The following is a 17,324-nucleotide window of genomic DNA, read 5'->3' on the forward strand; positions in this document are numbered from 1 at the left end:
CGCCTTTTCTTCTGATGGGGGTTCACTTTCTTTTGCTTCCTGCTTCGCTAACGCAACCTCTACGGCATGGTGTTTTGCTTCCTCTATACTGACCTCGCTATCTTTTGGTAGCGCTTTCTTCTTTTCTTCTTGTACTCCATTAGACATTTCCATCTCATGCTTAGCAGCAAGCCGTTTCCGCGCTTCTTCTTTCGCATGTCTTGCAGCCTCTTTTTTCATATCCTCTATCTCTTTATTTGAATCGCTCATCTATTCGTCACCTGCTTTCCAGTCTTTGCTTCGTAACGAATCTTCTCTTTCAATTTATTAATCCCATAAATTAAAGCCGCCGGGTTCGGGGGACAGCCTGGAATGTACACATCTACTGGTACGATTTGGTCCACTCCTTTCACAACAGCATACGAGTTCACATATGGACCACCAGCTGTTGCACAGGACCCCATTGCAATAACCCATTTTGGTTCCGGCATTTGGTCGTATAAACGACGCACAATTGGCGCCATTTTCTTTGTTACTGTTCCTGAAACAATCATGACATCTGATTGCCTCGGCGATGTTCGAAAAAATGATCCAAATCGATCTAAATCATAATGTGATGAGCCAACTCCCATCATTTCAATCGCACAGCATGCAAGTCCAAATGTCATCGGCCATAAAGAATTGCTCCTTGCCCATCCCTTTACTTGCTCTAATGTCGTAAAGAAAATATTCCGCTCTAATTCCGCCCGTTCCTGTGGATGTAATTCTTCGAAATTTATAGCCATTGTAACACCTTCTTTTTCCAAGCATATGCCAGGCCAACAAGCAACATAATGACAAAGATTAACATTTCAACAAGCGCAAACAAACCAAGCTTGTCATATGCGACAGCCCACGGATATAAAAATACAGTTTCCACATCAAAAATTACAAACAATAACGCAAAAATATAATAACGAGCATGAAAACGAACATTTGCATCATGATAAGGTTCCATTCCGCTTTCATACGTCGTTCCCTTTGCTGCGCTTGGTTTATGTGGGCGCAGCAGCTTGCCTAATGTAAGAGCCACTACTGGTAGCAATATGCCCAATAGTAAAAAGATGCCAACAATCATATAACTATTTTCATATACATTCGCCACCCTGAAACCCTCCCCCTTAAATTCGGAACAAGTTCACTTAGTAAACAATATGTCTCATCTGCATCATTTATTATTTTTAAATTTTTCTAAATAATGAGATTATTGTCATTATAACAAACTTCAAATTCCCATGTCGATATATCGAGGAAAAGAAACGTTATTGAAACTTATACTATTAAAAATTTCTACAAGAAAAATGATTGTTATCATAAAAAAAGAAGTACATATTCGTACCTCTTTTCTCTATGTATTCGTATTATGATTCACTCTTTGATATCTTTTGATAAAAATGAGCTGTTGTTGTACTAAAGTATGGAGAAAGCCAAAGAAATCCAAGTCCAAAAGGAATAAATGCTAATATTGCCCAACCGATAAAGCTAAGCCATAAAAGAAATAAATCCATTTTATGTCCCTTCATGATTTTTTTACTTTCCTTCATCGCTTGTAAAGCACCATATTCCGGATGATCGATCATCACATAATATGTCATTGCATATGAAAAATAGGCAATAATAATAGCAACGAATGAAATAAATAATAGAACAAACAGGGCAATAACTAACCCTTCGCCAGAACCTCTTCCACTTTCTTCTAAGAAACCCACAATAAATAGTAAAACGAGTGGAATCCACATTCCAGAATATAAACAGATTAAGAGCATTGCCTTTATCGTATTCATCATTCTTTTAAAACCACGAAACCCCTCAAATAAAGCATCTATTGTAGCCCCTTGTCTTCTGCTAATCTCTAACGACACGTTCGTGTAGCCATATGCTGTGATTCCGTATATCCCAAGGCTAACAATTACCATTAAAAAATAATAAAGACAAAAAACAGCAATAAACCCCATCGTCACTGTTTCTTCTTCCAATAAATTGATTGAATCACCAAATGACGCCAGTACAATTCCAAAAGTAATCATAACAATAAAGACTGCAATTGCTGATATAACATAACTTAAAATAACATATAAAAGTGTTGAACCTACACCAAGCCCCCATTTCCCTTTTAATGATTGTAAAGCTTCTCGTTTCATGTCACCAATCACTTTCTCATCTCCTTCTCCCATCCAAATTGGACCACCCACATACTTCACTCTATAAGCAGAATAATTATACCAGTTTTGGAAATAATTTTGGATCATATCATTTTAAAAAATACAGTACAATATAATCCTTTTTATTTCAATAACACTTTGACAAAATAAAAAAATCCGTAAAGNNCTTTACGGATTTTTTTATTTCATATCAGAAACATTCAAACGGTTAACCGCACGTTTTAGTGCAAGTTCTGCACGCTTGAAGTCAACATGTACTTGTTTATCTTGCATACGTTGCTCAGCACGACGCTTCGCTTCGTTTGCACGATGAATATCGATATGGTTTGCTTCTTCAGCAGATGGTGCTAATACTGTCACTTTATCTGGACGAACTTCGATAAAGCCACCACTTACCGCTACATAATCAGTGTGACCGCCATTTTTCAAACGAACCGCACTAATTTTTAGTGGTGCAACAGTAGGAATGTGACCTGGTAAGATCCCCATTTCCCCACTTTCTGCTTTCACGCTTACCATTTCTACTTCTTTTTCGTAAACCGGTCCATCAGGAGTTACAATACTGACTGGAAATGTCTTCATAATTCGTCCCTCCTAAGGCCTTACGCCATCATTTTCTTCGCATTTTCAATAACTTCTTCAATGCCACCAACTAAGCGGAATGCATCTTCTGGAAGGTCATCATATTTTCCTTCTAGAATTTCTTTGAAACCACGAACTGTTTCTTTTACAGGTACATAAGATCCTTTTTGACCTGTAAATTGCTCCGCTACGTGGAAGTTCTGTGATAAGAAGAACTGAACACGACGAGCACGATGTACAACTAATTTATCTTCTTCAGATAACTCGTCCATACCTAAGATAGCGATGATATCTTGAAGCTCTTTATAACGTTGTAGAGTTTGCTGAATTTGACGAGCAACTGAATAATGCTCTTCTCCTACGATTTCCGGAGAAAGCGCACGAGATGTAGATGCCAATGGATCTACCGCTGGGTAAATACCCATTTGTGTTAAACGACGCTCTAGGTTTGTTGTTGCATCTAAGTGAGCGAACGTTGTAGCTGGTGCTGGGTCAGTGTAGTCATCGGCTGGTACATATACCGCTTGGATAGACGTGATAGACCCTTTATTTGTAGATGTAATACGTTCTTGTAATTGACCCATTTCAGTTGCAAGTGTTGGTTGGTAACCTACCGCAGATGGCATACGACCAAGAAGGGCAGATACTTCAGAACCCGCTTGCGTGAAACGGAAGATGTTATCGATGAACAATAGTACGTCTTGTCCTTGCTCATCACGGAAATGTTCAGCCATTGTTAAACCTGTTAATGCAACACGTTGACGTGCACCAGGTGGCTCGTTCATTTGTCCGAATACCATCGCTGTTTTCTTAATTACGCCAGAATCGCTCATTTCATGGTATAAGTCGTTACCTTCACGAGTACGCTCACCTACACCAGCGAATACAGAGATACCACCGTGCTCTTGTGCGATGTTGTTAATTAACTCCTGGATTAATACTGTTTTACCTACACCGGCACCACCAAATAGACCGATTTTACCACCTTTAATGTATGGAGCAAGTAAGTCTACTACTTTAATACCAGTTTCAAGAATTTCTACTTTTGTAGATAGCTCTTCGAATGCAGGTGCTTGACGGTGAATTGGATCACGGCGTACATCCGCTGCAACTTCACCATCTAAGTCAATTGCATCACCTAATACGTTAAATACACGACCAAGTGTTGCATCACCAACTGGAACAGAAATTGGTTTACCAGTATCCTCTACTTCTGTACCACGAACAAGTCCATCTGTAGAAGACATTGCAACCGTACGAACTGTGTCATCACCTAAGTGAAGTGCAACTTCTAAAGTTAAGTTAACTTCATCTTTTTTAATTCTAAGGGCATTGTAGATTTCAGGTAGCTTTCCGCCGTCAAACTTAACGTCTACAACCGGACCCATGATTTGCGTAACGCGCCCTTTGTTCATCGGGTTCCCTCCTAGCTTTCTCTAAATTAGCCAGCTTTTTATGAGCAGTCGGCTTTCATTTTTTATTAGTGTAGCTTAGGCGACTCTTATAATAGAGCCGCTTCCACCTTTTATTCAATCTAGCTCCAGCGGTTAGAATGCTCGGTGGCTTCGCTTTTTCCTACGAGGCAAAAGCTCCATCCCCCTCCCATTCTGAACGAACCGCTTCTACTTTATATTACTATTCTAGCGCTGCTGCTCCACCAACGATTTCCGTAATTTCTTGCGTAATCGCTGCTTGGCGAGCACGGTTGAATGAAAGTGTAAGTGTATCGATAACTTCCATTGCGTTGTCTGTAGCACTCTTCATTGCTGTCATACGCGCTGCGTGTTCACTTGCTTTACCGTCTAGTAATGCACCGTAAACTAAGCTTTCTGCGTATTGTGGCAATAATACTTTTAAAATATCTTCTTCAGAAGGTTCAAACTCATAAGCTGTCGTCGGTTTGTCCGACTTCACGTCCGTAAGCGGTAAAATTTTATTTTCCGTTACTTCTTGTGAAATTTTACTTACGAAATGGTTGTAGTAAATATACAGCTCATCATAAGCGCCATCTGCAAACATCGCAATTGCTCGAGAAGCAAGGTCTTTAATATCCGTAAATGACGGGTGGTCAGATAATCCAACTACTTCATCAATAATATTAAAGCCACGACGTTTTAAATAATCACGTCCTAGTCGTCCAAGCACAATAATTGAATATTGGTTTGAATCCATATTATGACGTTCGCGAATTACGTTACTTACCGTACGTAATACGTTACTGTTATAACCACCTGCTAGTCCGCGATCAGACGTGATAACGATGTATCCTGTACGTTTTACAGGACGCGCTGTTAACATTGGATGATTAATTCCTTTGCTACCTTGCGCAATACTCGCTACTACTTCTTGAATCTTTTCCATATACGGAACGAAAGATTTAGCATTTTGTTCTGCACGGTTCAATTTCGATGCAGATACCATCTCCATCGCTTTCGTAATTTGACTCGTTTTCTTAGTCGAGTTAATTTTCGCTTTTATATCGCGTAAAGATGCCACAGGTTTTCACCACCTTTTTTCCGGAAGTTGGCACGATTAGTAAGAATCCTTGTCGTTCATCTTTCTAATCTACGTTGCAAGATCTTCTTGCTCATGATTGAAGGAAAAGAATAGGTGCACCTACTCTTTTCCTTTACATAACCGTTAGCAATTCCCTAAAGAATCACCTTTTATATAATCTAGCTCCAGTGGCTAACAAGCCACTTCCGCCTTTTATTATTCAGAAGCTACGAATACTTTCTTAAATCCGTTGATTGCTGCAGCAAATTTCTCGTCATCCGCAAGTTTTTTTGTTGTACGGATTTCGCTTAATAATTCAGCTGCATTTGAATCTAACCACGCATGGAGTTCTTCTTCAAAACGAGTGATATCTACTACTGGGATATCATCTAAGAATCCACGTGTTAGAGCGTAAAGAATGATAACTTGTTTCTCTACTCGCAGTGGTTTGTGTAATCCTTGTTTTAATACTTCAACTGTGCGAGCACCACGGTTTAATTTCGCTTGTGTTGCTTTATCAAGGTCAGAACCGAACGCAGCGAACGCTTCTAACTCACGATAAGATGCAAGGTCAAGACGAAGTGTACCTGATACTTTACTCATCGCTTTAATCTGAGCAGCTCCACCAACACGAGATACCGAAGTACCTGCATCGATCGCTGGACGTACACCAGAGAAGAATAAATCAGATTGTAAGAAGATCTGTCCATCTGTGATAGAGATTACGTTTGTTGGGATGTATGCTGATACGTCCCCTGCTTGTGTTTCGATGAAAGGTAAAGCTGTTAAAGAACCGCCGCCTTTTGCATCACTTAATTTTGCTGCACGCTCTAGTAAGCGAGAATGTAAGTAGAATACATCCCCTGGATACGCTTCACGACCTGGAGGACGACGTAATAGTAATGAAAGCTCACGATAAGCAGCCGCTTGTTTCGATAAGTCATCATATACTACTAATACGTGTTTACCATTGTACATGAACTCTTCACCCATTGTTACACCAGCGTAAGGAGCTAAGTATAATAATGGAGCTGGTTGAGAAGCTGATGCTGTTACAACGATTGTGTACTCTAACGCACCGTGCTTACGTAGTGTTTCTACTACGTTACGTACTGTAGATTCTTTTTGTCCAATTGCAACGTAGATACAAATCATATCTTCATCTTTTTGGTTCAAGATTGTATCAAGTGCAACTGCTGTTTTACCTGTTTGACGGTCACCGATGATTAACTCACGTTGACCACGACCAATTGGTACAAGAGCATCGATCGCTTTAATACCTGTTTGAAGTGGCTCATGAACAGATTTACGATCCATTACACCTGGTGCTGGACTTTCGATTGGACGAGTTTTTGTTGTATTGATTGGGCCTAAACCGTCTACTGGTTGACCTAATGGGTTTACAACACGACCAATTAGTTCTGCCCCTACTGGTACTTGCATGATGCGACCAGTACGACGAACTTCATCACCTTCACGGATTTCTGTGTAAGGTCCTAAAATAATGATACCTACGTTGTTTTCCTCTAAGTTTTGTGCTAGTCCCATAACGCCGTTAGAGAACTCTACAAGTTCACCAGCCATTACGTTATCAAGACCATGAGCACGCGCGATACCGTCACCAACTTGGATAACTGTACCAACATCACTAACTTCGATTTCAGACTGATAGTTCTCGATTTGTTGCTTTATCAGTGCGCTAATTTCTTCAGCTCTGATGCTCATGTGCTTCACCCCTATCTATTCTTCATAAGTTCACGCTGAATACGTGCTAACTTTCCTTGTAAACTACCATCATAAATGCGATTTCCAATGCGTACTTTAATGCCGCCTAGTAAATCTTCATCTACAACATTTTTAATACGAATTGCATCTTTTCCTGTTCTCTTTGCGAATGATTCTGCAATGCTAAGCTTTTCATCTTCTGATAGCGGACGAACTGAATATACAGTTGCATCAGCAACGTTACGCTCGTCATTAGCAAGAACAACATATTCATTTGCAATTTCAGGTAGAATTTCAATGCGTTTGTTATCAATTAAAATATATAACGTATTTAAAATTGATTCAGAAACAGAAGAGAATACGTTCGAAAGGAACGTTTTTTTCTGCTCCTTTGAAATGTTTGGTTGTGTTAAAAAGCTATGTAGTTCTCCGTTTTTTACAAAAACGTTTTGTACAAGGCGTAATTCCTCTTCAAACATTTCTAATACGTGTTTTTCTTTTGCAATTTGAAAAAGAGCGACAGCATAACGTTTTGCTACAATCTCATTGCTCATCGCGCTTCTCCTACTTCTTTAATATAATCGCGAATTAACTTCACTTGGTCTTCTTCTTTTAATTCTTTCTCAATTACTTTAGAAGCAATTTGAACAGATAAAGAAGCGACTTGTTCTTGCAGAGCAGCAATTGCTTGCTCTTTTTCGCGTTGAATTTCTTGTACAGCAGATGCTTTGATAGATTCTGCTTCTTCTTTTGCAGCGGCAACAATACCATCTTTTTGATCTTCTGCTTGTTTTTTCGCTCTTTCGATTAACTCTTGTGCTTCAACACGTGATTGTTTTAACATTTCACGTTGTTCTTCTACTAACTTTTTCGCCTCTGCATTATTTTGTTCTGCAGCGTCGATTTCGCTAGCAACATGCTCTTCACGTTCCTTCATAATTCCCATCAAAGGACCCCAAGCAAATTTACGTAGCATTACTAATAAAATTAGGAAAACGACCAATGTATAAGCGATCGTTCCAAATGGAATGGCAGCTCCTAACATTAAAGTTGGCACAAGGATTCACTCCCTTCGTGATATCTAAATTTACTATATGAAAAAAAAAGACATACATTTCGTTCATAAAGCAATGGCGAAGAAAGTCCAAAAACACTCTTCGCCATCTATGTAAGGGGAGTCTCCCTTATTTGTTCATTACGATGAATGCAATAACTACACCGATGATTGGAAGTGCCTCAACTAATGCAACCCCGATGAACATAATTGTTTGAAGTGCGCCTTTTAATTCTGGTTGACGAGCAACACCTTCGATTGTACGTGATACGATAAGACCGTTACCAATACCTGCACCTAATGCTGATAAACCAATTGCAATTGCAGCTGCGATTACACCTAAACTCATTTAATTTGTCCTCCTTTGTATTATAAAAAAATAGATTTTTTTACTTACTTATTAAAGTATATTAATGGTCATGACTTACTTTATGAGCCATGTAAACCATCGTTAACATTGTAAAAATGAACGCTTGGATTGAACCAACGAACACACTGAATCCCATCCACGCTAACATCGGCACAATAGCACCTAATGCTCCAAGTACTGTACTTCCACCTAATTTAGCAAGTAATCCTAACAAAATCTCACCTGCATAAATGTTACCGAATAGACGAAGACCTAACGTTAATGTGTTAGCAAACTCCTCAATAACCTTTAAAGGAAATAAGAATGACATAGGTTGGAAGAAACCTTTGACATATCCTTTTGTACCCTTCATCTTAATTCCATAATAATGGGTGAGGGTAACTACCATCACGGCTAATGTTAATGTAACTGCTGGATCAGACGTTGGCGATCTCCACCATGCAATGTGTTCACCAGCCTCAGTTGTTGAATACATGAATGGTAAACCTAGCATGTTTGATACGAAAATAAACATCATAAGTGTTACGCCAAGTGTTAAAAAGCGCCCACCTGTTTTCCAGTCCATTGTACTGTTAATGATCCCTTTCACGAAGTCTAAAATCCATTCCATGAAGTTTTGCATTCCGGTAGGACGAAGAGCTAAGCTGCGAGTTCCAATAACAGCGATTAAAAAAACAATAACTGCTGAAATAGTGACCATCATAACTGATGATAAATCGAACGTTAAACCTAGAAATTCAACTAATTTACCGTGTTCCACTAGTAATTCACCTCTCTTCCCTGCTCTTATACTCTAAATAAAGAAAATCTATGATCATGACAAGATATCCTGTCAGCAATCCTACACCTAAGCTCCACATCGCAATTAAATGCTGATATTTTGCCGCAAATAAAATTAATAATCCAATCGTGGCAAATCTCGAATATGTACTGACAGCCGTTGCTTTAAATTTCACGTTCTCTCCATTGGTAACGCGATCTAATAGCTTGTCTGTTCTACGTGCAATGATGCGCAAACTAAGAAAACTGAAAATCGTTCCGATAATCAGCCCAAGAAATACATCCTTGTAAGAGGTAAATCCCCATCCTAGCACTAGAAGCGCAAGCAAGTAGTACATATATTTCTTTTGTCTTTGGACAAGTCCATGTACGTCTATCATCATTGCTCTCCCGAATAATAATGTCGAATGAGTCGAATCATTGCGTAAATCCCTGTTCCTAATCCTAGCAATAAGCCTAGAATGAGAAACAACGGAAACGTTCCAACCTTACTATCAATCCATTGCCCACCAAAAATTCCAACAAGAATGGAACCGACTAGCTGAGCAAGAATTCCTGACATTAAAGCATATGCTTTGACTGGGTTGCGATCGTTTTTTTGCAAGGATTCATCCCTCCAATATGTAACCCTCATTCACGATGTGTTAATAATAACTCATTTTTTTGTATAAATTCTATACAAAATAAAAAGTTTACTTTTTTGTCACGGAATAGATGCAAATTTGTCACTGAAAGCCCTACCATCCATCCCCGTAGTTAGCATACAATAGGGTATTAGCACTGTCAACGAGAAATCGTAAAAAATCTAAAAATTTGAGTATTAGTCATTTCCTGCCAAAAATGAAAACGTTCCCCTTCTAAATACTGGCCAAAGATATCAAATTTCTTCAAGTTTTCTCCTTATAATAGAAGAAAAAGTTCACAAGTTTGTCACGATTATATTTTTACGATATAACGTTTTTCCTCTACAATACAGAGCTTATTAGACGTTCGACTTCTATATTATATGTGAAAGATATGCAAGTTATGTTGCATATACAAAAAATACCATCGCCCCTCCCCTCTCCATGTTTTTACATAAAAAAAGACGAGCAGGAACCCCCTCTCGTCTGTTGTCTTACTTCGTTCCAAATAAACGGTCACCAGCATCGCCAAGACCTGGAACAACATAACCATGGTCATTTAATTTCTCATCTAATGCCGCTACATAAATATCAACATCAGGATGTTCTTCTTGTACTACTTTTACTCCTTCTGGTGCAGCTACGATACACATTAATTTAATTTGCTTCGCACCGCGCTTTTTCAGAGAGTTAATTGCTTCCGCCGCAGAACCACCTGTTGCTAACATCGGATCAAGTACGATAAAGTCACGTTCTTCTACATCCGTTGGAAGTTTCACATAGTATTCTACCGGTTGCAATGTTTTCGGGTCACGATATAAACCAACGTGTCCCACTTTTGCTGCTGGGATTAATTTCAGAATTCCGTCTACCATCCCTAAACCTGCACGTAAAATCGGAATTAGACCAAGCTTTTTACCAGCGATCACTTTTGTTTTCGCTTTGCTTACAGGGGTTTCAATCTCGATTTCTTCAAGTGGAAGATCACGTGTAATTTCAAATGCCATTAAGCTTGCTACTTCATCCACTAATTCACGAAATTCTTTTGTACCTGTATTTTTATCGCGAATATATGTAATCTTATGTTGAATTAGCGGGTGATCAAATACATACAGTTTTCCCATGTGAATCTCTCCTTAAGATGATATTCATGCGTGTGCACACGCCGTTTTACACTATTTACGATTGTAAAGAAAACGCTACTAATATTCAAGGGCAAATTTGGAAAAGTTTCAATTTGATTATGAACATACCTAATATCTTTACCATTTATGGAATTCGTATCCTTCATTATATATCCAAAATTTATTCACGTTTTGTATACATACTAAAAGAGTACTGTATGCTCTTCTGTCCATCATTATTACTTTTCTACATTATGAAGCAAATCTTCATCACATTACATCCCGAAAACTATATATTGAAATTTAGATTCAGAAATAAAAAAGACTGTTAAAACAAGATGTGTTTTAACAGTCTTCATTCAATTTATTATAGACCTGTATACATTGGGAATTTTGCTGTTAATGCTTCTACACGTTTACGTGCTTCTTCTAATGCCGTTTCATTCTCATGATTTTTTAACGTATGAGCAATGATTGCTGCAATTTCATCCATTTCTTCTAAGCCAAACCCGCGAGATGTTACCGCCGCTGTACCAATACGTACACCGCTTGTTACAAATGGGCTTGCTGTTTCAAATGGGATTGTGTTCTTGTTTACAGTAATACCAACTTCATCTAATATGTGCTCTGCAACTTTACCTGTAATATCTAGGTTACGAACATCGATTAAGATAAGATGGTTGTCCGTTCCACCAGAAACAAGTGTAAGTCCTTCTTTTTGAAGACCTTCCGCTAGGCGCTGCGCATTATTAATGATGTTTTGTGCATATATTTTAAAGTCTTCTTGAAGTGCCTCACCAAACGCAACAGCTTTCGCAGCAATTACGTGCATTAGTGGTCCACCTTGAATACCAGGGAAGATTGATTTATCAATTTGCTTTGCAAATTTTTCTTCACATAAAATCATACCGCCGCGTGGGCCACGTAATGTTTTATGTGTTGTTGTTGTAACGAAATGTGCATGTGGTACTGGGTTCGGATGTAAGCCTGCTGCAACTAAACCTGCGATATGTGCCATATCTACCATTAAGTATGCACCTACTTCGTCTGCGATTTCACGGAATCTCTTGAAATCGATAACACGAGGGTATGCACTTGCACCTGCAACGATTAATTTTGGCTTGTGTTCTTTTGCTTTTGCTAACACATCATCATAATTGATGCGGTGTGATTCAGCATCTACGCCATATTCTACGAAATTGTATTGTACCCCACTGAAGTTAACAGGGCTTCCGTGTGTTAAGTGACCACCGTGGGATAAGTTCATACCAAGTACTGTATCGCCTTGCTCTAAAATCGTGAAGTATACAGCCATGTTCGCTTGTGCACCAGAGTGTGGTTGAACGTTTACATGCTCTGCGCCAAAGATTTCTTTTACACGATCACGTGCGATATCCTCTACTACGTCTACATGCTCACAACCGCCATAGTAACGTTTACCAGGATATCCTTCCGCATACTTGTTTGTTAAAACAGAACCTTGCGCTTCCATTACAGCTTCACTTACGAAGTTTTCTGAAGCAATTAACTCAATCTTTGAACGCTGTCTTCCTAGTTCTGCCTCAATTGCAGCAAATACTTTTTCATCTTGACGTTTTAAATGATCCACCAAAATCCCCCTTTTCTGAACGAATTACACCGATTCCCAACAGTTTTTTCTTATTTATTCAGAAAAAACGAAAATTCAAGTTGTAATTCCTTCGAACCTTCATGTTTTCAACTACATTCTAACATGACTTTCTATATCATAAAAGAAAAAAAGACCGAGTTCGGTCTTTTCTTTTTATCCTTTATGAAGTCAGACTACATACGTCTTTATGAAAGATACTGTATCCCTGTTTCTTCTACTTCCGCATGAACGGGCAGTAAGACCTTCACCTCAAAATTCAGCAAAAGCAAAAGGTTAAGTGGGGAATCAACTGCCCGTAAAGGTCCGATTGGTCGAGCTAATAATCAACGAGAGATGAAGCCCCCCACTGATTAAAATTTTACTTTATTTTTAGCTACAAGTAACTGTTTCTTCTACTTCCGCATATACAGCACGTGCCCCACCAATAAGTTTCGCACGTGTTTTGGCCATCGTTACGTGCGCACTTCCAATCTCTTTTACACGTGTACGAATTGGAACTGCAACATGTTTTAGATGCATACCAATAAATGTATCACCGATATCCATACCTGCATCTGCTTTTATAAACTCCACTACTACAGGATCCTTTAGATTATGATAGGCGTATGTTGCTAATGCACCACCAGCTGATCTAACAGGCGTAACGGTTACAATTTCAAATTGATACTTCATTGCTACTTCTCTCTCTACTACTAAAGCACGATTTAAATGCTCGCAACATTGGAATGCCAATTCTATGCCAGTTTGCTCTTGAAATTGTTTTAGTTCAGAAAAAATCGCTTCTGCCACTTCCATCGTTCCTGATGTTCCAATTTTCTCTCCTAGCACTTCGCTCGTGCTACAGCCCACTACAAAAATTTGCCCGCTTTGTAAAGAAGCTTGCTCTTGAAAATCAGAAAGCGATATTTGTAGCTGCTCTTTCACCTTTACTATTTCCGTCATGACGCCTCTTCCTTTCACAGGTTGGTTCAACAAATGATAGTATGTCCTAATAAAAGATTACTTCGCTTCGTATGTTTTAATTTTCCCTACGCGATTTTCGTGACGTCCACCTTCGTAATCAGTTGTCAGCCAAATTTTTGCAATATCACGCGCTAAACCAGCACCAATCACACGCTCACCCATCGCTAACATGTTTGTATCATTATGTTCTCTTGTTGCTTTTGCACTAAATGTATCATGTACTAACGCACAGCGAATACCGTGTACTTTATTTGCTGCAATTGACATACCAATACCTGTTCCACAAACTAAAATACCACGGTCTACTTCACCATTTGCAACCATTTCTGCCGCTGGAAATGCAAAATCAGGATAATCAACAGATCCTGCTTCACATTCACATCCTAAATCAACATATTCAATATTTAGCTCTTCTAATAAACTTACGATTTCTTTGCGGATATTCATTCCACCGTGATCAGATGCTACTACTACTTTCATTTTGACCCCTCCAAAATTTTAGTGAAACTTCTATCAAGTAGGGTTCTTCCCCCCACTGATGAATGATTGCAAAAAAACTGATACTCACTTGCTCATTCCGAGCAAGATCATCTCCAATATCGTATTATACACGAAACATTAACCTTCTGAATGTTTTTCCAATAAAGTTTGTATAAGTTCTTCCATCTCTACTAATGTTGATTGATAAATAGATAGAGAACCACCAAATGGGTCTGAAATATCTTTACTTGTACCTTCTACAAATTTATATAATGTATGCACTTTCTCCCCCGCATTCGGATAGTACCCAAGCACAAGTTGCTTATGGCTTTCCGTCATCGTGAGAACCATATCCGCCCACTCAAGTAATTCTTCCGTTATTTGCTGCGAAGCATGCGCTATTTTAACCCCTTTTTCTGCCAATGCATCTTTTGCATGTAAAGATGCGTCACTTCCAGGATTGGCAAAAACACCAGCAGACTTCGCCTCAAACTTCCCTTCTCCATAGTGACGAAGCAACGCCTCTGCCATTGGGCTACGACATGTATTTCCAGTGCAAACAAACAACACTCGCTTCATCTAAGCTCCCTCCTTATGGTGAATGTCCTACACTCATCATAACGTAGATTACAATGGAACAAAAGAAATGTGAATATACAAAAGGCGCATTTCTCCTTTATTTTTTCTTAGAGAAATACGCCCTATCCACATATATGTGAAACCCTAGTTCCAAGTGCCCTCAATATAGTACCATACATAACTGAAACATCCCACGAAAAAAACTTATAACTAAATAAATTAAGGAATCCATTTCATATGAAATAGATTCCTTACAAAACATCATTATTTCATTGTAACTTTCATTACTTCAGTTGCACCTTTTGTAGCTGATACGCCTATAGTTGTATGAATAGATTCTGTTGCATCCGTGTTTGTAATAACGATTGGAGTAATTGTGCTTTTTGCTTTTTCGCGAATTAATTCTAAATCGAAAGAAATTAATTTGTCGCCAGCTTTCACAGCTTGTCCTTCAGATACGTGAGCTTCGAAACCTTCGCCTTCCATTTTTACAGTTTCTAAACCAACGTGAATTAAAATTTCTGTACCATTTTTCGCTTTAATTCCAACAGCGTGTTTTGTATGGAATAATTGTACAATTTCACCGTCTACTGGTGATACAACTACACCTTCAGTTGGAACGATTGCAACACCGTCACCCATCATACGACCAGCAAATACTGGATCTGGTACTTCTTCAATATTTTTCACTTCTCCAGTTAATGGAGCTACGATTGTTTCTGCATTTGTTTTTGAGCCAAGACCAAATAATTTTTTAAACATAGGATGGTCCTCCTTATAATTAGATTAAAAATGTATAGGGTACTCCCTAGTAAAGATTGCGATACATGTAAGACTTCATACTTCAAATATTATAGTGTAAAAACGCTTTCGAAAAAAATTGCGTACTTACTAATAGAGCCTTATTGTATCGCCTTGTAAAATTCCAGTCAATTCAAATTGTCTGAATAACAATAATAGAAATAAACTTCTTACGTATATTTTCTCCTTTTTTTCACAACTCGTCTAGAGGTCTTTACAACATTTTATTTTTTGTTATTGATTTGTAAAATTTCTTTATGTTTTTTTCGAAAGTAACTTGACTAAAGTAAGTAACTAATTTATTATAACTTACATAAGGTAAGTAAATAACTTTTTGGAGGTTTTATAGATGATGAACATCGGTCTTCTTATTATTCGTCTTATTATTGGAATTACATTCATGGGCCACGGTGCTCAGAAATTATTCGGTTGGTTTGGTGGTCACGGCCTAAAAGGAACAGGCGGCTGGATGGAATCAATTGGCTTACGCCCTGGCGTATTCATGGCATTTATGGCTGGTGCAACTGAACTATTAGGCGGTTTCTTATTCGCGGCAGGTATCTTCACTTGGGTTGGCTCATTATTTATCGTTGGTACAATGCTAGTTGCAATCTTTACTGTACACGGAAAAAATGGCTACTGGGTAACACAAAACGGTTTTGAATATAACATGATCTTAATCGCTATCGCAGTTGGTGTTGCATTAACTGGGCCTGGCGCTTATGTTTTACTTTAATTAATCATTTTGGTTTCAAGGTATTTTTTTACACCATCGGAATATACATTTGCAGTTAGATTGATAAATTTCTAACACTCAAGCTCATTAAAATAGTAAGACCACCAAGTAAAAAAACTTGGTGGTCTTTTGTTGTCCTTACAACTTTAATCCGTATAGATTTTCATTACTTTATCTTTCCTAAAATAGTAGATAATTATCTTCTTAAGGATTTCTACCAATATTCCTTCCTTGTACTCACCAATTCCCTTTTTATGTTTTGCATATGAATGTATTTCATAAGTTTTTCATCGCGTCAACTAGCGAATTATTGAAATGAAAACAATCATAGTAATTTAGTTGGGACTGTTGTGTCATAAGCCTAAGACATAAAAGTCCCAACTTGATGTACATACGATACAAAGTCCCCAACTCAGTAGAAACAAAACTCATAAAAAGAGTGCTTATAATGAGCCTCCATTGCCATTAAACTAAGCTTAAATAAAAATTAATTTAACTAGATTTTCTTTTGTAATAGTCTTGTGAAACTTTCTCATAAAACGCCGCTTTTGTAGTATAAAAATATGGGATTAACCACAAGAAACCGATTCCTAAAGTAAAGACACTTAATATAAACCAGCCAATAAAACTTAAACACATTACGAAATAATCCATTTTATTTCCGTTCATCATACGGCGACTTTCAGCAATAGCTTGGTTCATTGAAAATTCTGGGTGGTCATTTAAAATAAAGTAGGTCATGGTATAAGAGAAACATTTAACAATTCCCGGAATGATAAATAACAATATCCATAAAGCCAGATAGATACTAATTAGTAAATGTATTAAAATTGATTTAATGTATTTTTTGACCCCTGTACACCATTCAAATAATTGCCCAATTCCAACTGTTTTTTCTCGAACTGTATTTAAAGCAAGATGATAGGCACCTAGAGTTAAAGGGCAAACCATTAGTATTACAATAATATCTATCACAAGCGATTCTATCACTTCGCTCCAGCCACAAGTCCATAGGAAAGGAAACGTAAGGATCAATGTAATCCCTACTGCTAATCCCCATTTTCCATCAAGCTCATCAAGTGCTTGTTCTTTCAACTCACTAATCATGTAAGAAGCCTCCTAAATCTAATGAGTATTTTAACTCATACCAGTATACAACTCTCGTAGAGATTACAATAGCAATTTAGAAAATATATATTTA

The 17,324-nt window shown here is 38.0% G+C and carries 22 protein-coding genes and 1 pseudogene; 1 reads left to right on the forward strand and 22 read right to left on the reverse strand.

The window, feature by feature from the left end; genetic code table 11:
* From CN288_RS25200 to CN288_RS25310, 21 genes and pseudogenes are all read right to left on the reverse strand, one after another.
* Positions 1 to 249, reverse strand: a pseudogene (locus CN288_RS25200) (NADH-quinone oxidoreductase subunit C); the annotation flags it as partial.
* Positions 246 to 764 carry an NADH-quinone oxidoreductase subunit NuoB gene (nuoB, locus tag CN288_RS25205; RefSeq protein ID WP_017153544.1) on the reverse strand — a complete coding sequence of 173 codons (519 nt, stop codon included), beginning with the start codon at positions 762 to 764 and terminating at the stop codon, positions 246 to 248. The gene nuoB and the pseudogene CN288_RS25200, both read right to left, overlap by 4 nt.
* Positions 755 to 1,123: an NADH-quinone oxidoreductase subunit A gene (locus tag CN288_RS25210; RefSeq protein WP_026591866.1), complete on the reverse strand. Its 369-nt coding sequence runs from the start codon at positions 1,121 to 1,123 to the stop codon at positions 755 to 757. The genes nuoB and CN288_RS25210 overlap by 10 nt, the downstream gene beginning before the upstream one ends.
* A 256-nt stretch (positions 1,124 to 1,379) precedes the next feature.
* Positions 1,380 to 2,192: a DUF975 family protein gene (locus CN288_RS25215; RefSeq protein WP_098303376.1), complete on the reverse strand. Its 813-nt coding sequence runs from the start codon at positions 2,190 to 2,192 to the stop codon at positions 1,380 to 1,382.
* 168 nt (positions 2,193 to 2,360) lie between these two features.
* Complete coding sequence (atpC, locus tag CN288_RS25220; protein WP_026591864.1) at positions 2,361 to 2,762, reverse strand: F0F1 ATP synthase subunit epsilon; 402 nt, start codon at positions 2,760 to 2,762, stop codon at positions 2,361 to 2,363.
* Positions 2,763 to 2,782: 20 nt separating this feature from the next.
* Positions 2,783 to 4,177, reverse strand: coding sequence for a F0F1 ATP synthase subunit beta (gene atpD / locus CN288_RS25225; RefSeq protein WP_026591863.1), 1,395 nt, complete (start codon positions 4,175 to 4,177; stop codon positions 2,783 to 2,785).
* Between the two features lie 220 nt (positions 4,178 to 4,397).
* The gene (atpG, locus tag CN288_RS25235; protein ID WP_026591862.1) at positions 4,398 to 5,258 is read right to left on the reverse strand and encodes a F0F1 ATP synthase subunit gamma; all 861 of its coding nucleotides are present in this window, start codon (positions 5,256 to 5,258) and stop codon (positions 4,398 to 4,400) included.
* A gap of 216 nt (positions 5,259 to 5,474) precedes the next feature.
* Complete coding sequence (gene atpA, locus CN288_RS25240) at positions 5,475 to 6,983, reverse strand: F0F1 ATP synthase subunit alpha (protein WP_026591861.1); 1,509 nt, start codon at positions 6,981 to 6,983, stop codon at positions 5,475 to 5,477.
* An 11-nt stretch (positions 6,984 to 6,994) separates the two neighbouring features.
* Positions 6,995 to 7,537, reverse strand: coding sequence for a F0F1 ATP synthase subunit delta (locus tag CN288_RS25245; RefSeq protein ID WP_026591860.1), 543 nt, complete (start codon positions 7,535 to 7,537; stop codon positions 6,995 to 6,997).
* Positions 7,534 to 8,040, reverse strand: coding sequence for a F0F1 ATP synthase subunit B (atpF, locus tag CN288_RS25250; protein ID WP_026591859.1), 507 nt, complete (start codon positions 8,038 to 8,040; stop codon positions 7,534 to 7,536). Before atpF ends, CN288_RS25245 begins: the two co-directional genes overlap by 4 nt.
* A 127-nt stretch (positions 8,041 to 8,167) precedes the next feature.
* The gene (gene atpE / locus CN288_RS25255; RefSeq protein WP_000052064.1) at positions 8,168 to 8,386 is read right to left on the reverse strand and encodes a F0F1 ATP synthase subunit C; all 219 of its coding nucleotides are present in this window, start codon (positions 8,384 to 8,386) and stop codon (positions 8,168 to 8,170) included.
* Positions 8,387 to 8,447: 61 nt separating this feature from the next.
* On the reverse strand, positions 8,448 to 9,167 hold the full coding sequence (atpB, locus tag CN288_RS25260) for a F0F1 ATP synthase subunit A (RefSeq protein ID WP_026591858.1): 720 nt from the start codon (positions 9,165 to 9,167) through the stop codon (positions 8,448 to 8,450).
* Between the two features lie 7 nt (positions 9,168 to 9,174).
* Positions 9,175 to 9,567, reverse strand: coding sequence for an ATP synthase subunit I (locus CN288_RS25265; protein WP_000567602.1), 393 nt, complete (start codon positions 9,565 to 9,567; stop codon positions 9,175 to 9,177).
* Positions 9,567 to 9,791 (reverse strand): AtpZ/AtpI family protein, encoded by a 225-nt coding sequence (locus CN288_RS25270; RefSeq protein ID WP_141528010.1) that lies wholly within the window; start codon positions 9,789 to 9,791, stop codon positions 9,567 to 9,569. Before CN288_RS25270 ends, CN288_RS25265 begins: the two co-directional genes overlap by 1 nt.
* Positions 9,792 to 9,817: 26 nt before the next feature.
* Entirely contained in the window at positions 9,818 to 9,931 is a 114-nt protein-coding gene (locus tag CN288_RS25275) for a DUF4024 domain-containing protein (protein WP_081811022.1), read from the reverse strand.
* Between the two features lie 373 nt (positions 9,932 to 10,304).
* On the reverse strand, positions 10,305 to 10,934 hold the full coding sequence (gene upp / locus CN288_RS25280) for a uracil phosphoribosyltransferase (RefSeq protein ID WP_003202275.1): 630 nt from the start codon (positions 10,932 to 10,934) through the stop codon (positions 10,305 to 10,307).
* A 367-nt stretch (positions 10,935 to 11,301) separates the two neighbouring features.
* Positions 11,302 to 12,543: a serine hydroxymethyltransferase gene (gene glyA, locus CN288_RS25285; RefSeq protein ID WP_141528011.1), complete on the reverse strand. Its 1,242-nt coding sequence runs from the start codon at positions 12,541 to 12,543 to the stop codon at positions 11,302 to 11,304.
* 390 nt (positions 12,544 to 12,933) lie between these two features.
* Complete coding sequence (locus CN288_RS25290; protein ID WP_098303379.1) at positions 12,934 to 13,506, reverse strand: TIGR01440 family protein; 573 nt, start codon at positions 13,504 to 13,506, stop codon at positions 12,934 to 12,936.
* A gap of 57 nt (positions 13,507 to 13,563) precedes the next feature.
* Positions 13,564 to 14,007 carry a ribose 5-phosphate isomerase B gene (gene rpiB / locus CN288_RS25295; protein ID WP_026591855.1) on the reverse strand — a complete coding sequence of 148 codons (444 nt, stop codon included), beginning with the start codon at positions 14,005 to 14,007 and terminating at the stop codon, positions 13,564 to 13,566.
* 138 nt (positions 14,008 to 14,145) lie between these two features.
* Positions 14,146 to 14,586, reverse strand: a complete 441-nt coding sequence (locus tag CN288_RS25300; protein ID WP_026591854.1) for a low molecular weight protein arginine phosphatase — start codon at positions 14,584 to 14,586, stop codon at positions 14,146 to 14,148.
* Positions 14,587 to 14,850: 264 nt separating this feature from the next.
* Entirely contained in the window at positions 14,851 to 15,348 is a 498-nt protein-coding gene (locus CN288_RS25310) for a PTS sugar transporter subunit IIA (RefSeq protein ID WP_026591853.1), read from the reverse strand.
* A gap of 388 nt (positions 15,349 to 15,736) precedes the next feature.
* Between CN288_RS25310 and CN288_RS25315 the strand changes: the two genes are divergently transcribed.
* Positions 15,737 to 16,123, forward strand: a complete 387-nt coding sequence (locus tag CN288_RS25315; protein ID WP_026591852.1) for a DoxX family protein — start codon at positions 15,737 to 15,739, stop codon at positions 16,121 to 16,123.
* Between the two features lie 492 nt (positions 16,124 to 16,615).
* Here the strand turns inward: CN288_RS25315 and CN288_RS25320 are convergent, their stop codons facing one another.
* Complete coding sequence (locus tag CN288_RS25320; protein WP_026591851.1) at positions 16,616 to 17,230, reverse strand: DUF975 family protein; 615 nt, start codon at positions 17,228 to 17,230, stop codon at positions 16,616 to 16,618.
* Positions 17,231 to 17,324 lie beyond the last annotated feature (94 nt).

This window comes from Bacillus sp. AFS023182 (assembly GCF_002560575.1).
Taxonomy (GTDB): domain Bacteria; phylum Bacillota; class Bacilli; order Bacillales; family Bacillaceae_G; genus Bacillus_A; species Bacillus_A arachidis.

What these genes read in the sequence shown, in the direction of transcription:
- atpC (WP_026591864.1), bottom strand. Translation starts at nt 2,762, where the DNA reads ATGAAGACATTTCCAGTCAGTATTGTAACTCCTGATGGACCGGTTTAC.
- CN288_RS25315 (WP_026591852.1), top strand. Translation starts at nt 15,737, where the DNA reads ATGATGAACATCGGTCTTCTTATTATTCGTCTTATTATTGGAATTACA.
- atpE (WP_000052064.1), bottom strand. Translation starts at nt 8,386, where the DNA reads ATGAGTTTAGGTGTAATCGCAGCTGCAATTGCAATTGGTTTATCAGCA.
- CN288_RS25300 (WP_026591854.1), bottom strand. Translation starts at nt 14,586, where the DNA reads ATGAAGCGAGTGTTGTTTGTTTGCACTGGAAATACATGTCGTAGCCCA.
- CN288_RS25275 (WP_081811022.1), bottom strand. Translation starts at nt 9,931, where the DNA reads ATGGTAGGGCTTTCAGTGACAAATTTGCATCTATTCCGTGACAAAAAA.
- rpiB (WP_026591855.1), bottom strand. Translation starts at nt 14,007, where the DNA reads ATGAAAGTAGTAGTAGCATCTGATCACGGTGGAATGAATATCCGCAAA.
- nuoB (WP_017153544.1), bottom strand. Translation starts at nt 764, where the DNA reads ATGGCTATAAATTTCGAAGAATTACATCCACAGGAACGGGCGGAATTA.
- CN288_RS25245 (WP_026591860.1), bottom strand. Translation starts at nt 7,537, where the DNA reads ATGAGCAATGAGATTGTAGCAAAACGTTATGCTGTCGCTCTTTTTCAA.
- upp (WP_003202275.1), bottom strand. Translation starts at nt 10,934, where the DNA reads ATGGGAAAACTGTATGTATTTGATCACCCGCTAATTCAACATAAGATT.
- CN288_RS25290 (WP_098303379.1), bottom strand. Translation starts at nt 13,506, where the DNA reads ATGACGGAAATAGTAAAGGTGAAAGAGCAGCTACAAATATCGCTTTCT.
- atpA (WP_026591861.1), bottom strand. Translation starts at nt 6,983, where the DNA reads ATGAGCATCAGAGCTGAAGAAATTAGCGCACTGATAAAGCAACAAATC.
- CN288_RS25310 (WP_026591853.1), bottom strand. Translation starts at nt 15,348, where the DNA reads ATGTTTAAAAAATTATTTGGTCTTGGCTCAAAAACAAATGCAGAAACA.
- CN288_RS25320 (WP_026591851.1), bottom strand. Translation starts at nt 17,230, where the DNA reads ATGATTAGTGAGTTGAAAGAACAAGCACTTGATGAGCTTGATGGAAAA.
- CN288_RS25215 (WP_098303376.1), bottom strand. Translation starts at nt 2,192, where the DNA reads ATGGGAGAAGGAGATGAGAAAGTGATTGGTGACATGAAACGAGAAGCT.
- atpD (WP_026591863.1), bottom strand. Translation starts at nt 4,177, where the DNA reads ATGAACAAAGGGCGCGTTACGCAAATCATGGGTCCGGTTGTAGACGTT.
- CN288_RS25265 (WP_000567602.1), bottom strand. Translation starts at nt 9,567, where the DNA reads ATGATAGACGTACATGGACTTGTCCAAAGACAAAAGAAATATATGTAC.